Source organism: Anabaena sp. UHCC 0451 (genome assembly GCF_034931405.1).
GTDB lineage: Bacteria > Cyanobacteriota > Cyanobacteriia > Cyanobacteriales > Nostocaceae > RDYJ01.
The window spans coordinates 185,582-200,822 of record NZ_JAYGHA010000001.1; the positions used below are offsets into that span (position 1 = coordinate 185,582).

Here is a 15,241-nt window from a genome sequence, read left to right on the forward strand (position 1 = left end):
CCTAGATCCCCGACTTCTTTAAGAAGTCGGGGATCTATTTTCTATTTTCTGTATCGAAAAAAGTGCCGTTGTATAAGACAAGTTTAAAAAATTTATTGAGTAGTACCACATTGGGACTTGGTGGTTTAGTCGCTAGTGGATTTGAATTAGGTTTATATAATTGGGTGATGATGGCTAAATTAACAGCGGATCGTGCGGGTTTATTAGCTTGTCAAAATATTAATATTGCTACAACTGCACTGATGAAACTTGCAGGTTTGCCTGAAGAATATTTAACAGATAATGTCATTGATGATTTTTTGATGCAATCTCGTGAATTTACATCCAGTAACTTAGATAGTTTGGATAAAGTCACAAAAATATTAAGCTATTCCGAAGCTAGACTTTCTTGGATAATCATGCGAACTGGAGAATTATTAAAATGGTATGATTCAGGTGAATATGATAATTTAATTCAAGGAAATGGAAATTTAGAAACACCAGAAAATACAGAATATCCGCAAGATCCAGAAGATAATAATCCAGAAGCAGAACATTGGAATTTTATATCTTTTTGGTAATAAAGCAGGGGAATGGAGAGATAAGGTATATTGTTGACCTGTTACCCTCCAAGACATAAATATTAAAATGAGGGATTGTGTTGATCATCCCAACATTTATCATTACGCCAAACTCTGCCAGTTGACTGACATTTTTCTTGGTCTTCAATACCAGGAATTGAGGTAGGGTGAATAGTGTTTAAGCTGGATGTAACATAAGAAATCATGAAAGAACCTATATAAAAACCGCAAAAGATGAAAGTTCCAAAAAAAAACGTAAAGCTGACACATTTAACAGCAGATACAACGGAAAAGTTACCTTGTTTACTAGATGGGGGAAAGCGCATATATTTTCTCGGTGTGGTGTTGATGGTAGATAACACCTGGGGAATATTTGGGCGCTGATTAATTCAACTTAGAGAATTTATTTATCGCAGAAAATTTTGGAGATTTCTGTTATCTGGTAACTCCATTAGGCTCTACTGGACTTAGTATACTAAACTAATAGTAGAAGGGAACAGGCAACAGGGAACAGGAAGAATGTCAAATATTAATCACTTTAGAATGTTCCAACCAATAAATGATCCAAAACTACTCATTGCGATCGCAACATCTGTTAGAGAGATTCATTCCGATGCGTTTCATTCCGAATTAAAATTGGGCATTTTTTTACTTGGAACACTCTTAAGGATTTAATAATTTGGCAAAAAGGGATGGATATTGCACCAAAGGTGCTATTTCCTCACTCAACTTTTTCCCAAAGATGAGCCATATATTATGGTACAACAAATCAGAATAATTGCTGTATCCATTCGGTGCTAATATAGCTTAAGGATATGGGCGACGATATAGAAGAGAATATATAAAACTTTAAACATAGCACAAAGTCCAGTTAATGAATTATAAACTCACCTAATTTTATCTAAGCGCGTCAGACTATGCTCATAAAAAGATATAGAAATGATTCTTAATTTATTATGCCTAGTAAAGCAGAATGATTATTAGTATTATTAAAAAACTAGAAAGTTAAAATTTTTTTCCTGTTCCCTATTCCCTTACCATAACGACAATTTTTAACGCTAACCTACTTATAACTTGCCATCGAGGTTAAAGATTTCTAAAATTTGTCGGCAAATCTGTTTGAGTTTTTCCTCAACAGTAGGGGAAGGTAAGGACTCACCCACAAAATTCCATTGGTCTACGGTTGAAAGTCGCCAAACTTGGCCACGATGGTCAAATCCTGAAACTTCAATACCAATAGCACGCCGAGATTTGTGGATAGGATCTTGATAAAAACGGATTTGAATTAAAATACTGCGACAGCGCCAAGATTTGCTGATTCCCGGAAAATGAAACCCGATATCTATAGAATCTGGATCTACTAATTCCCTGGTTTCTGGGTCATTATGCCAAGGTTTAAGATCCGATTTAGCATCAGGAAACTCTAATTTAAACAAATTAACTACGGTAGCAATTTTGCTGGTGAGTTCAAGATTTGTTGCTTGTTCAGCTGCATTCACGTTAAAACTCTCCTAATCTTGCATTGGCCTTTGAGGGATGGGAAAATCGAAAACCCGCTATCAGGCTGATTTTAATTAGTGTTTCAGCTTATCAAGAAGATCGCAAATTTAGCAACTGTGAATTATGATTTCCTCACATTTTCTGGAGTAATGATACTTGAAAAAATATGCAGATTGACCAGAAAATCTACCTTTTGACTGTATAGTCGCCAACTACTGGTAAATTTTAGGGAATTTTCTGTAAAAACTTTGCCGAACAGGAACGATAAATCACAGTAGCGATCTAAAATGACACTGTAAATCGGTAAACCAACAGCAAATTAATTTCCGTTTATGGTGCGTCAACGCTCTATTTTGTCCCTGATTCTCGTAATCTTAACCACATTCCTGATCAGTTGTGGTGGTCCTAGTGTCGCTACTGCACCTCCAACTTACACACCAGATCAACTGGCGAAAATTCAGGTATATGTTCCTGATATTCAGGTAGTGCGCGATCGCTCAAAAGAACTCAACAACCTGATTCAAAGCGGTGAATGGATTAAAGTGGGTAATTTTATTCATGGACCAATGACAGAAGCCAGATTAAATATGACTTATGTCATCCCTAACTTAGTACCCCAAGACCAACCTCAAGCTAGACAGATTACAAAGGATTTACTGACTCACTTGGTGAGAATTGACCAAGCTGCTAGTGCAGGTAACACCAATCTGGCTTTAAGTGCCTACAAAGACGTTTTTGTAGATGTTGACAAGTTCCTACAATTGATTCCAGAAAGCAGTCCTCAAGCTGAATCTTAGATTAGTCAGCGTTTCCTGAGTGGTGAATCTTGAGTCACAAAACGCTAGGGTAATGAAGTGATAGGGTGAAGAGGAAACTCTTTACTCTTCACCCCTCACTGTTCACAAAAGTCATGAATGTAGTAATTATCGGTTGTGGTGTAGTTGGGGCAGCGATCGCATATCAACTCAGCCAAGTTAAAGGTTTAAATATCACTGTTTTCGATAAAAACCAACCAGCACAAGGTTCAACAGCTGCTGCTCTCGGTGTTTTAATGGGCGTAATCAGCCATAAAATTAAGGGTAAAGCTTGGCAAATGCGCCAAGAAAGTATACAACGTTATGAAACTTTGATTCCTGAACTGGAAGGGATTACAGGGCGGAAAATCCCTTTTAACCGTCAGGGAATCGTCATGCTATTGTCGGAAAACTCAGAACACCCTTTAGAAAGTGGTGTGGAAGTGATGACAGAATGGGAACAATTGCGGGAAGTTCGCAAATCTCAAGGTTGGCAGTTAGCTGTGTGGGACAAGGAAAAACTTCAGGAATTCTGTCCTCAAATTAATCACCCTAATCTTATTGGTGCTGTTTATTCTCCTCAAGACCGTCAACTCAACCCCACAGCTTTAACTTTAGCTTTAGTCGATGCGGCTCAACGCAATGGCGTAAAATTTAAATTTGGCGTATCTGTCAAAAATAATCAAACTCCATCTTCTCAATTAATACAAATATCACCTACAGTTACTGAGCAACTTAAATCTATTGAAACTTCAGAAGGTACTATCAACGCAGATTGGTTTATTGTCGCTGCTGGCTTGGGTTCAACGTTACTGACTACACAATTAAACCACAAGGTGCATATTCGTCCAGTATTGGGACAGGCTTTATACTTAAGTTTAGGCCGGTTTTTAGGAAATCCTGAATTTCAACCCGTGGTTACTGGTAATGATGTCCATCTTGTACCTATGGGTAGCGGTGATTATTGGGTGGGGGCTACGGTAGAATTTCCCAATGATGAAGATGAGATATTTGCCAAGAAAGAATTACTGGAATCTTTGCGACAAGAAGCGATTGCATTGTGTCCAGATTTAGCAGCGGCTAAAGTTCTTCGCACCTGGTCTGGTTTACGTCCCCGTCCTGAAGGTAGACCAGCACCTGTTATTGATAAATTACCAGGTTTTAGCAATATTATCTTAGCTACTGGTCATTATCGCAATGGTGTTTTACTCGCACCTGCTACAGCTTCAGCCGTCCAAAAAATGATCGTTTCTCCATAGAGATTGACCAATTTAATAGGATGCCTGAAAAGTTTTGAGCGATTAAAAATCGCTACTACACAAGCAAAGTCCCTTATGGTGAATGCCTCCGGCACGCTACGCGTTAGCAAAGCTCCACGAAGTGGCACGCCAGTTCCCTATGGCGGGAAACCCGCCTACAGGGCTGGTCTCACCACCTGCGTGGACTAATGAAAAATCAAGGGTTTGAAACCCACGGAGGTGGGTTTTGTCTGTATAGCAGCGACTTCCAGTCGCTGAAAACAATTTACTTACTTACAACACCACCCGAAAACCCGATATCCTTAAACCACTCTCAGCTTCATTCCAACTGCGACTAGCACTGCGACAAAGTTCTGCACTGAAATTCCAAGCACCACCACGCAAAACCCGACGATGGATATCACCATCAACGTCCCAAATACTACCATCCATAGGTGCGCCATCATAATTATTATGCCAAGGGTCAGCACACCATTCCCAAACTAACCCGTGCATATCATACAAACCAAAGGCATTTGCTACATAAAAACTGCCTACATTTGTCGTTTCTTTGTAGAAGTTGCTTTTTGGTTCAACTGCATAAATATCACTACCACTACAATTAATTAATTCAGAAGTAATAGTTTCCCCAAAATGAAAAGAAGTCGTAGTTCCCGCACGACAAGCATATTCCCATTCTGCTTCACTAGGTAAACGATAATTTCTGCCTGTTTTCAGCGATAACCGCAAACAAAATTCTACTGCTTCATACCAAGAAATATTTTCTATTGGTAAATTTGCACCTTTAAATTTTGTAGGATTGAGATTTAAAGCTTGGGTAACTTGCGGTAAAGCTGCAACCGCTTTCCATTGTGATTGAGTAATCGGATATTTCCCCATAAAAAAAGGTGGGACTATAACTTTATGTTGAGGATGTTCATCAGCATTACCTTCAAGGTTTGGTGAACCCATCAAAAAACTACCACCAGGAATTGATACCATTTCTAAAGTAACGTTTTTATTTAATTCTTCAGCAAAGAATTTGCTGCTACGTCTATCACGGTTAATCTCTCTCCCTCCCGTATCTACAGTCACAACCTCAAAATTAAAACTTTCTAATGGGGGAATGGGAACAATGTTTTTGGGTATTGTTGATGTTGGTATTATTGGTGTTGCTTCTTGTTGAGGAATAGGGATGATTTGCAAGGCAACTGGTGGAGATATTTCAATTTTTAAATCATGCAAAACTTCCGCCGCTGACTGATATCTATCACGAGGAAAATGTTGCAGTAATTTATCTAAAATTTTATTTAACTCATCACTAATAATAATACCTTTTTTTTGTAAACGTTCTTCCCACAACCATTTTGCATTCATCGGATCATAAAGAACATCTTTTAGTCCATAAGTATGTTGCATTGGTAAATCTTGAGTTAATAACCGCACGCAAGTTACACCTAAAGCATATAAATCACTCGCATGACAAGCAAAACCTGCCATTTGTTCTGTTGGTGCATAACCTAAAGTATAAATAGCTGTTGCTTGTCTAGCAATACTTGTATGGGTAACTTGTTTTGCACCACCAAAGTCAATTAATACAGGTTTTTGATCTGCATTTCTTCTAATAATATTCTCTGGTTTGATATCCCGATGAATAACATTTTTTTGGTGGATAAAATCAAGAATAGGTAATAAATCTAATAGCAGTTGACGAATTTCTGTTTCATTATAAGCTTGTTCTTGTACTTCTTCTAGAAGAGTTTTACCAATAATAAATTCCTGCACTAAATACAAGCTAGAACCTTGTTCAAAGTAAGCTAGTAACCGGGGAATTTGGGAATGATTTTCTCCTAGTTCATATAATCTAAAAGCCTCTTCTTTGAAAAATTCTGCTGCTTTTGCACGTTGTCCTGTTCCCTGAACTTGAGGGAAAAATTGCTTAATAACGCAAGGTGCGTTGAGTCTGTCTACGTCTTCTGCTGCGTAAGTTTTGCTAAACCCACCTTCACCTAATAATCGCAAAACACGGTAACGGTTTCTGAGCATTTCACCAAATGTACCATGCCCACAAACAATGCAAAATTTACTGTAGTCAGGGTTGAATGGGTTTGAACAATTGGGATTTTGACAAATTTGCATGGCTGAGGAGAAGAGAGCATTTTGTCCAAAGTCAGCCCCAATTTTTAATCATTTATCAGTTATCAGTTATCAAAGCAATATTAATAAATAAGCGTATATATATGGGCGCACATATTTCCAATATAATATTACTGTTTGACCTTTGAAAATGTTTATTAGGAACTTTCGCGGAGCGCGTCGATAGCTTGCATGGTGACGCAGAAGCCATAGACATACCGCAAAGTACGCAAAGTGCGCGAAGTTAATATCTAAGGCTGATGACTGCGACGAATTTCTGTAATTTGGTCTGCTACATCCAATAGAGATTTCGGCATTTCTGGACCTGTGAGAATAATATCAACATGAGGAGGTCGTTTTGTCAGAAACTCTAAAACCTCAGCTTCTGGAATTAAGCCAAAGTTCATAGCTAAACTTAACTCATCTAAAACAACAAGAGAATATTTACCTTCAGATACTACTTGTTGTGTATATTTCCATAAGCTTTGTAAAGCTTGACTTTCAGTTTCATCTAGATGTGGTGTATCAATGCAACGTGGTAAATCACAGCGTATCCAATCTAAATTTTGCCCCATTTGGATAGGTTTGTCATGTCCTTGACGAATACCACCTTTGAGAAATTGCACTATTAATACTGGTGTACCTTGTCCCGCAATTCTCAGAGATTGGGAAATAACACTAGTAAAAAAGTTACGATGAGAACTAGTGAAAACTTGTACTAATCCATCGAGGGAATATGATAAACTGAGAGTCGAATTGATACTTGGGGTTTCTAATTGGGCAACCATAATGGCTAAAGTTAAAGAGTCAGAATAGATGAATTGGCTGTTATAGTAGTAATCGTAAATTTAAACTGTATAATTAGTTTGCTTTGTACTGCCAAGAGGGTATGTGTAAGATTAACATTATTTAGTCAAATACAAATACTAGATTGCTTTTTAGGTCAATAACCATAGTAATTTACATTTTGGTTTTTTGCAGAAAAGTTTTTGTAAAAATAAAAACAAAAATTTGCAGTTAGGTAATGATGAATTTGAGATGATGAGGAGTAAATTGCTGTGAAATTGGTGATTTTAGGAGGTTCAGGATCGGGAAAAAGCACTCAAGCACAAAGGCTCTGCAAATACTTTGAAATTCCTCTGATTTCGACGGGTGAGATTTTAAGGGAAGCCATATCTGGAGAAAATTCAGTGAATGGTTATAGTGAATTGTATGATTTAGTCCGCTATGCCCAACCTTATGTAGAAAAAGGGGAATTAGTCCCAGATGAGGTGATGATTGAATTTGTCAAATTGCGTCTCATTCAGCAGGATATTGATTGTGGTTGGATCTTAGAAGGCTATCCCCGTACTGCTTTTCAAGCAGAAGAATTAGATTTTTTGTTAGACAATTTAGAACAAAAGCTAGATCATGCTTTGTATCTGCAAGTACCAGAAGCAGTCATGGTTAGTCGTTCTTTAGGGCGATCGCTCCCAGATGATCAACCAGAAATTGTCCAGCGGCGTGTAGAGTTATTCTATGATCGCACTATCCCCATTTTAGAATATTATGACCGTCGTCGCCGTCTGTTAACTATCAATGGTGACGATTCACCAGAACAAGTACAGCACAATATTCTCAGTTTACTTGGTAATAGGTGACAGGTGACAGGTGACAGGTGACAGGTGACAGGTGACAGGTGACAGGTGACAGGTGACAGGTGACAGGTGACAGCGAATAAAGAAGTAAGAGTTGATTAATTTTTCCCAATCCCCAATCCCCAATCCCCAATCCCCAATCCCCAATCCCCAATCCCCAATCCCCAATCCCCAATCCCCATGTTTTTGGTAATCTAAAGGCAGAATGGTAAAATTTTGAGGCAATTCCAATGGCTTGGCAACGTCCCGACGGTCGAAACCCCGATGAACTTCGTCCACTGAGTTTTTATCCTCATTTTACCCGCTTTGCGCCTGGTTCGGTTTTGGCAAAATGCGGTGATACTCAGGTACTTTGTACTGTGAGTGTCACCGAGGGAGTACCCAGGTTTTTAACAGGTAGTGGCAAAGGTTGGTTAACAGCTGAATATCGGATGTTGCCATCTGCGACACAACAACGAAAGGAAAGGGAATTATTGAAATTATCGGGACGGACACAAGAAATTCAACGTTTAATTGGCCGCAGTTTAAGGGCAGCTTTAGATTTTGAGGTGTTGGGAGAACGGACGCTGACTGTAGATGCAGACGTGTTACAAGCAGATGCGGGAACGAGAACAACAGCCATTACAGGTGGTTTTGTGGCTTTAGCCCATGCTATTTCTCAATTATTGCAGCAAGGGGTATTAGAGCGATCGCCTTTGTGTAGACAAGTAGCAGGGGTATCCGTCGGCTTATTGGGGGGAGAAGCATTTTTGGATCTCAATTATATTGAAGACGTAGCCGCAACTGTAGATTTTAACGTGGTCATGAATCACAAACTGGAAATTATTGAAGTCCAGGGAACAGCCGAAGAAGGCAGTTTTAGCCGTCAGCAGCTGAATCAGTTATTAGATGTTGCCCAAAAAGGAATACAGGAATTATTGATTGCTCAACGGGATGGAATTGCAGACTGGAATGCCGTCTTTGCAGAAGACTAAGATGCAATATTTCCCGCCTGTGGTCACTTGTGTTGAATACTGACTTAATAATAAAGTAAGGACTAATGGCGGTAAACTTGCAACCAACAAGAAATTTAGAGCAATTGTGGATTGTCCGCTGTTTGTCCACAGTATTGCTTTTTGGTCAAATCTCGCTGCACATACTTCAAGGGAAAACTTATTACCGGAAGATTCTAGAACATACCGTGAAAGTTGGACCTGCGTCCCTCTCACCAGTTCTGTTAGTCAGTTGTTTTGCGGGCATGATTTTCACCATCCAAACAGCCAGAGAATTAGTCAGATTTGGGGCTGTTGAATCTGTGGGAGGTGCTTTTGCTTTGGCTTTTTGCAGAGAATTAGCACCTCTCTTGACTGCCAGTATTATTGCCGGACAAGTGGGTTCAGCATTTGCAGCAGAAATAGGAGCTATGCGAGTTACAGAACAGATTGACGCTCTTTATATGCTCAAAACCGATCCCATTGATTATCTCGTGCTGCCGAGAGTGATTGCTTGCTGTCTGATGATGCCAGTGATGATGATTTTGGCAGTAGTTATGGGCATCACAAGCGGAGCTTTTGCCGCATCATATTTTTATCAAGTGCAACCAGAGACATTTTTAGAGTCAGTCCGAGATTTTTTACTGCCTTCAGATGTGTTAATTATTTTGCTCAAAGGGTTGATTTTTGGACTGATAGTTGCAGTTAATGGCTGTAGTTGGGGACTCACTACCAAGGGAGGAGCTAAGGAAGTAGGAGAATCTGCGACAACGGCAGTTGTAACTACTTGGGTAGCAATTTTTATCATGGATTTTGTATTGGCGTTGCTACTGTTTGAAAAGCCTGTACTTTAACAGTTATCAGTTAACAGTTATCAGTTAACAGTTATCAGATAATAAACCAAGTTGCTAGTTATAACAGTGATCGGCAAGAAGAGTGTACAAAGGTACAAGGGAATAAACACCTCTGTCCTCCTATTTCCTGCTTCCTGCCTCCTGATGATGTTAAAAGTTTCAAAAGTTAAAAAGGGAAACTGTTAAAAGTTAGGTATTGTATTGCTGGAAGTCGGCTCTGTAATGATAAAGTCATGAACAAAACGGTTGAAATTTTACCGGATCTATCGGCGCTGGTAGCACGGGCGCTAGATGTGATCCTGTCCAAATTGGCAACTGCCATTCAGGAACGAGGGCAATTTACTATTGCCTTATCTGGTGGTAGCACACCTAAGCCATTGTACGAAGCAATAGGCTCTTTAGACCTACCTTGGGATAAAATTCATGTATTCTGGGGAGATGAGCGTTATGTACCATCAAACCACCCTGATAGCAATGAATTAATGGCTCGTGTTGCATGGTTAGATCGCGTAGCTATCCCGGCGACTAATATTCATGCCATACCCACTTTATCAGCCAATCCAACGGTAGATGCGGCTAAATATGAACAGCATCTGCAAGAATTTTTCCATTCTGCACCAGGAAATTTTCCCGCTTTGGATGTAGTTTTATTGGGAATGGGTGATGATGCCCACACAGCATCTTTATTTCCCCACACCGAAGCTCTGAATGTACGCGATCGCTTGATTACTGTGGGCAATAAAGATGGTAATCCTCGGATCACCTTCACTTACCCATTTATCAACGCTGCGCGTAGCGTAATTTTCGCAGTTGCTGGTGCTAATAAACGACCTGCTCTAGCACAAATTTTTGCACCCGTAGCTGATGATTTTACCTATCCATCTCGCTTGATTAAACCCCAAGGAGAATTGTTATGGCTGCTAGATGCAGCAGCAGGTTTAGAAGTTAAACCCTAAATCAGTTAACAGTTAACAGTTAACAAGTCATAGGTACAACTTACAACTGCTTACTAGTAATATATTTTACGATGACCTTGACAAAGGCTTAAATCCATGATCGTCTGCCCGAATTGCAATCATCCCAATCCAGACGGCGCTGTTCAGTGTGAAGCTTGCTACACGCCGTTACCAGCAACTACAAACTGTCCCAGTTGTGGGGCAACTGTGCAGACAGATGCTGCTTTTTGCGGACAGTGTGGCTATAACTTACACTCTAATGCGGCCGCAGCAGAAGCAACAGTAGTGGGAGAAGCAATGACTCCCAATATTCCTGTGGAAGTACCACCATTGGTCAGTCCTGACCCAATGTTAGAACTTTTACAACCAGATGCTTTAGGTCTCAACGCTCCTGCTAATCCTCCCGCTGCTTTCAACTTACCACCGACAGTAGTGGCAGCACCACAACCAATACCCGCACCAGTTCCACCTCCAGAAGCAGTAGTTCCACCTGCACCAATACCAGTTCCAGAACCTGCACCAGTTCTACCTCCAGAACCAGTAGCTCCACCTGCACCAATACCAGTTCCAGAACCTGCACCAGTAGCTCCACCTACACCAATACCAGTTCCAGAACCTGCACCAGTTCCACCTCCAGAACCAGTAGTTCCATTTACACCTGCGGTAGTAGCATCTAGAACTCAATTACAACAGGTGGTGGCGAGGTTATTCCACGTCCAGAGTAATCAAGAAATTGAATTACCGCAAAATCTCTCTGTGGTTCATATTGGTAAACCTAACGATCACATTCCTCCAGATATTGATGTGGCTGGATTTCCCAATTCAGAAATTGTCTCTCGGATTCATGCAGATATCCGTATTGAGGGAGATGCTCATTATATAGAAGATGTGGGTAGTTCTAACGGCACTTATATTAATAATTTGCCGCTATTACCAGGAAATAGACACCGCTTACGTCCAGGAGATCGTATCAGTCTGGGTAAGGGAGATTTGGTAACTTTCTTATTTCAACTCTCTTAGAGGAATAATTCGTAATTGATAATTCGTAATTCGTAATTAATAATGAGTAATTATAAAATACGAGTTACGGATTATATATTAAGGATATAACCAATGCGGGACAAGAAAGATTTTCAACCTTTTCTGACTCAAGAAGCCCCTCCAGAATTAGAACGGATGGGCTTAAATTGGCTTGTGGGGGCTGCGATCGCCACTGCTGTTTTGTGGCAATTCCCAACAGGTGATTATATTTTATACCCATTTACTATCTTGGCGACGTGGTTTCATGAAATGGGTCATGGCTTGATGGCGCTGATGTTAGGGGGAAATTTCCAGAAATTACAGATATTTAGTAATGGTTCTGGTGTTGCTAGTTATACTATGCGCTCCACATTTGCTCCGATTGGTCCAGCTTTAGTTGCAGCCGCAGGTCCAATGGGTCCACCTATTGCTGGTGCAGCTTTAATTCTCGCTTCCCGCAGTTTTAAAGCCGCTTCCCTGAGTTTGAAAATCTTGGGAGGCTTTTTGCTATTTTCTACATTAGTTTGGGTACGTTCTTGGTTTGGGTTGATAGCAATTCCCATCTTAGGTTTAATTATTTTAGTAATAGCTTTAAGAACTCCGCGCTGGGTACAGGGTTTTGCTGTTCAGTTTTTGGGTGTGCAAGCTTGTGTGAGTACGTACCATCAATTAAATTATCTTTTTAGTTATAGTGCTGGCTCTTTAGGACTTTCTGATACAGCACAAATGCAGAAATATTTACTGTTACCTTATTGGTTTTGGGGTGGGTTGATGGCTGTGGCTTCTTTAGTGATTTTAGTGCAGAGTCTGCGGGTTGCCTATCGTTCGCAATGATGGGTAATAAAAATCACAAAAGTTCATCTGCATACTCATTGTGATGATGATTTTCAGGAGCTAATTTCTCATGAATTAGAACAGTAATATCAACCAACTAAAGCCTTTTCTGGTTGATAGCGGATTTCATTGGCACAAGAACGACCTTGTTCAATGTCAGCGATATTAGCAAAAGTGGTATCGGCAATATTTCTTAAAGCCTCTTCTGTAAAGAAAGCTTGATGTCCCGTAATCAGGACATTAGGAAATGTGGTCAAGCGTTGGAAAACATCATCTTGAATGATTTCCCCAGATAAATCTTCAAAAAACAATTCTGATTCTTGTTCGTAAACATCTACACCGAGATAACCAATTTGACCGGACTTTAACCCCTCAATTACTGCTTGAGTATCAATCAACGCACCCCGACTAGTGTTAATAATCATCATACCCGGTTTCATTTGAGCGATCGCTTCACTATTAATCAAGTGATGAGTTTCCGGCATCAGGGGACAATGTAGAGAGATAATATCAGCATTGGCAAAAAGTTCTGGCAGTTCCACATACTTTCCACCTAGAGCTTCTAAATCTGGGTTGTGATAAACATCATAGGCCAGGAGATTACAGCCAAAACCTTTCATAATCTGTCCCAAGATCAGCCCGATTTTACCTGTACCAATAATTCCCACTGTGCGCTCATACAAGTTAAATCCTAATAGCCCATTCAGAGAAAAATTACCTTCCCGCACACGATTATAAGCGCGGTGAATTTTGCGATTTAGGCTTAAAATCAGTCCTACAGCGTGTTCTGCTACTCCATAGGGTGAGTAAGCTGGTACACGGACAACGGTAATTCCTAACTTGGCTGCGGTTGCTAAATCTACATGATTGAAACCTGCACAACGCAGAGCAATCAAACGAGTACCCCCAGCAGCGAGAATTTCCAAAGTCGAAGCATCAACTTGATCATGGACAAATGCACAAACACAGGGAAATCCAGCTGCTAAGATGGCGGTATCCCGATTCAGACGTGGTTCAAAAAATAGCAACTCATGTTGAATCGGAAAATTTGCAGCTTCTAAAAACTGCCTATCGTAAGTTTTTGTACTGAAAACTGCTACTTTCATCCAAAATTTCAGGTTATAAGCTGCTTGACACCTTTATAAACTACACCCTATATCCCAAACCCCACACCTTTCTTAATTATTTCCTTTGCACACAGAGCATCGTTATATCATCGAATTGTGGTGCATCAGCCACAAAAGCAAATAAATTAGTTTTGATAGAATTTAACAACTCACTAGCAGAAGTGGATGGTTGCTCCAAAATATCTCGCAGTCGCTTGTCTGTAAATAACTTACCTTCAGGGTTTTTGCCTTCTGTCACCCCGTCAGTATAGCCAATCAAAATATCACCAACTTCAAGTTGAATTTGCTGGATTTTAAATTTACTTCCAGGCATCATCCCTACCGCTGGACCAGTAGATTTAAGAGTATTCTTGACACCAGATTCGTTAAGAATAAATAGCGGTTCATGTCCACCATTAATATAAGTAAGTATCCCCGTTTCTGGATCTAGAACCCCAAAAAACATGGTAGCAAACATACTCATTTGCCAGTGATTTTGTGCAACATATTCATTAGTTCTAGAAACTGCTTGCAGGGCATTTAGATGAGCTAAATTTTTGGAGCCAGACTCACCAATCCAACCATCAGTTGGCTGATTTTCTTCTAGAATTTGACGAGCAAAGCCGCGCAATTGGGTTTCTGAAGAAAATACACGGATTAAACTCCGCATCAGAGCCATAAATAAAGCTGCTCCTACGCCCTTATCACATACATCCGCAATTACGAGTCCTACCTGTTGATTAGGAAGCTCAAAAGTGTCGTAGAAATCTCCAGCTACCTGACGGGCTGGATGAAAACAAGCAGCAATTTCCCAAGTAGGTAATTTAACTAATTCATAAGGGAGAAAATCAATCTGTATTTGTCGTCCCTTTTCTAATTCAGCATCAAGAGCTTTTGAATATTTATCAAGTTTTGAGTACAGACGAGCATTTTCCAAGACCAAGGCCATCTGGTCAGCAGTTAGCAACATCAGGTTGGCTATTTCTTGGGTAAAATGACCCGGTTGAGAGTGTAACAAAGTGATAATACCAAGTAATTCTTCACCCCTGATAATGGGAACAGCTAAGACAGAACGGACATTATAAGGCTGATTAGGCAAAGTGAGCCAACGATCATCATGCTCCGTATCTACAATTAATCCTAGTTGACGGTGACGGATTACCCAACCAGCTAAACCCTTATCTAATACATTACCGATCAGATTTTTGCGTTGTTCTGGCGTTACTTCTGCTCGTGATAAAATCGCATCTGCGACTTTTCCAGAAGTTTCCAGTAAAAACAGACTACCTTTTTCAGAGTTAGTTTGATCTGTGGCCACATCTAATGTAGTCTGTAAAGCGGCTTTTAGTACCTCCCCTTCAGTAGAGGATCGTGCCATTGATACTAATTTTTCTAGCAAATGACTTTGAGCCTTAAAAGCAGCCCCTTCATTTCTGAGTTCTGCGACTTCACGGCGGAGTGATTCTAGTTCTGTGTAATCTACAGCTTGAGTCTGATTGTTAAAATTCATATTCCCCCTAAGCAAATGATTCCCACCATCAATTTAAATTGAGTTGTACCAAAAATTAGATGCCTAAAACCTGTATATGTTATGTTTTTCAATTGCTTAACCTAGTTAAATTAGATTTATGGGGG

At 40.0% G+C, this 15,241-nt stretch carries 16 protein-coding genes; 10 read left to right on the forward strand and 6 right to left on the reverse strand.

Annotated features, from left to right (window positions below):
* Positions 1–68 precede the first annotated feature (68 nt).
* Positions 69–560: a hypothetical protein gene (locus VB694_RS00770; RefSeq protein ID WP_323358402.1), complete on the forward strand. Its 492-nt coding sequence runs from the start codon at positions 69–71 to the stop codon at positions 558–560.
* Positions 561–622: 62 nt separating this feature from the next.
* Here the strand turns inward: VB694_RS00770 and VB694_RS00775 are convergent, their stop codons facing one another.
* A complete protein-coding gene (locus VB694_RS00775) occupies positions 623–766 on the reverse strand; it encodes a hypothetical protein (protein WP_323358403.1) in 144 nt (47 codons plus the stop codon).
* A gap of 28 nt (positions 767–794) precedes the next feature.
* Here VB694_RS00775 and VB694_RS00780 point away from each other — a divergent pair, with 28 nt between their 5' ends.
* A complete protein-coding gene (locus VB694_RS00780) occupies positions 795–944 on the forward strand; it encodes a hypothetical protein (RefSeq protein WP_323358404.1) in 150 nt (49 codons plus the stop codon).
* Positions 945–1,627: 683 nt separating this feature from the next.
* Here the strand turns inward: VB694_RS00780 and VB694_RS00785 are convergent.
* Positions 1,628–2,059: a hypothetical protein gene (locus tag VB694_RS00785; RefSeq protein ID WP_323358405.1), complete on the reverse strand. Its 432-nt coding sequence runs from the start codon at positions 2,057–2,059 to the stop codon at positions 1,628–1,630.
* A gap of 333 nt (positions 2,060–2,392) precedes the next feature.
* Here VB694_RS00785 and psbQ point away from each other — a divergent pair, with 333 nt between their 5' ends.
* Together psbQ and VB694_RS00795 are read left to right on the forward strand one after the other, a co-directional pair.
* Positions 2,393–2,857, forward strand: a complete 465-nt coding sequence (gene psbQ / locus VB694_RS00790; RefSeq protein WP_323358406.1) for a photosystem II protein PsbQ — start codon at positions 2,393–2,395, stop codon at positions 2,855–2,857.
* Positions 2,858–2,970: 113 nt separating this feature from the next.
* Positions 2,971–4,113, forward strand: coding sequence for an FAD-dependent oxidoreductase (locus VB694_RS00795; RefSeq protein WP_323358407.1), 1,143 nt, complete (start codon positions 2,971–2,973; stop codon positions 4,111–4,113).
* 273 nt (positions 4,114–4,386) lie between these two features.
* On the opposite strand, the gene VB694_RS00800 is transcribed toward VB694_RS00795, so the two are convergent.
* Both VB694_RS00800 and VB694_RS00805 read right to left on the reverse strand, forming a co-directional pair.
* Positions 4,387–6,231 (reverse strand): bifunctional serine/threonine-protein kinase/formylglycine-generating enzyme family protein, encoded by a 1,845-nt coding sequence (locus VB694_RS00800; protein WP_323358408.1) that lies wholly within the window; start codon positions 6,229–6,231, stop codon positions 4,387–4,389.
* Positions 6,232–6,479: 248 nt separating this feature from the next.
* Complete coding sequence (locus tag VB694_RS00805) at positions 6,480–7,016, reverse strand: P-loop NTPase family protein (RefSeq protein WP_323358409.1); 537 nt, start codon at positions 7,014–7,016, stop codon at positions 6,480–6,482.
* A 270-nt stretch (positions 7,017–7,286) separates the two neighbouring features.
* Between VB694_RS00805 and VB694_RS00810 the strand changes: the two genes are divergently transcribed.
* From VB694_RS00810 to VB694_RS00835, 6 genes are all read left to right on the forward strand, one after another.
* Positions 7,287–7,868 carry a nucleoside monophosphate kinase gene (locus VB694_RS00810; protein ID WP_323358410.1) on the forward strand — a complete coding sequence of 194 codons (582 nt, stop codon included), beginning with the start codon at positions 7,287–7,289 and terminating at the stop codon, positions 7,866–7,868.
* A gap of 227 nt (positions 7,869–8,095) precedes the next feature.
* On the forward strand, positions 8,096–8,839 hold the full coding sequence (gene rph, locus VB694_RS00815; protein ID WP_323358411.1) for a ribonuclease PH: 744 nt from the start codon (positions 8,096–8,098) through the stop codon (positions 8,837–8,839).
* 65 nt (positions 8,840–8,904) lie between these two features.
* Positions 8,905–9,690, forward strand: coding sequence for an MlaE family lipid ABC transporter permease subunit (locus tag VB694_RS00820; protein WP_323358412.1), 786 nt, complete (start codon positions 8,905–8,907; stop codon positions 9,688–9,690).
* 233 nt (positions 9,691–9,923) lie between these two features.
* Entirely contained in the window at positions 9,924–10,646 is a 723-nt protein-coding gene (gene pgl, locus VB694_RS00825; protein WP_323358413.1) for a 6-phosphogluconolactonase, read from the forward strand.
* A 96-nt stretch (positions 10,647–10,742) separates the two neighbouring features.
* A complete protein-coding gene (locus VB694_RS00830; protein WP_323358414.1) occupies positions 10,743–11,666 on the forward strand; it encodes an FHA domain-containing protein in 924 nt (307 codons plus the stop codon).
* Between the two features lie 93 nt (positions 11,667–11,759).
* Positions 11,760–12,500, forward strand: a complete 741-nt coding sequence (locus VB694_RS00835; RefSeq protein WP_323358415.1) for a M50 family metallopeptidase — start codon at positions 11,760–11,762, stop codon at positions 12,498–12,500.
* Between the two features lie 89 nt (positions 12,501–12,589).
* On the opposite strand, the gene VB694_RS00840 is transcribed toward VB694_RS00835, so the two are convergent.
* Positions 12,590–13,606, reverse strand: coding sequence for a 2-hydroxyacid dehydrogenase (locus VB694_RS00840; protein WP_323358416.1), 1,017 nt, complete (start codon positions 13,604–13,606; stop codon positions 12,590–12,592).
* Positions 13,607–13,682: 76 nt separating this feature from the next.
* Positions 13,683–15,116: a GAF domain-containing SpoIIE family protein phosphatase gene (locus VB694_RS00845; RefSeq protein ID WP_323358417.1), complete on the reverse strand. Its 1,434-nt coding sequence runs from the start codon at positions 15,114–15,116 to the stop codon at positions 13,683–13,685.
* Positions 15,117–15,241 lie beyond the last annotated feature (125 nt).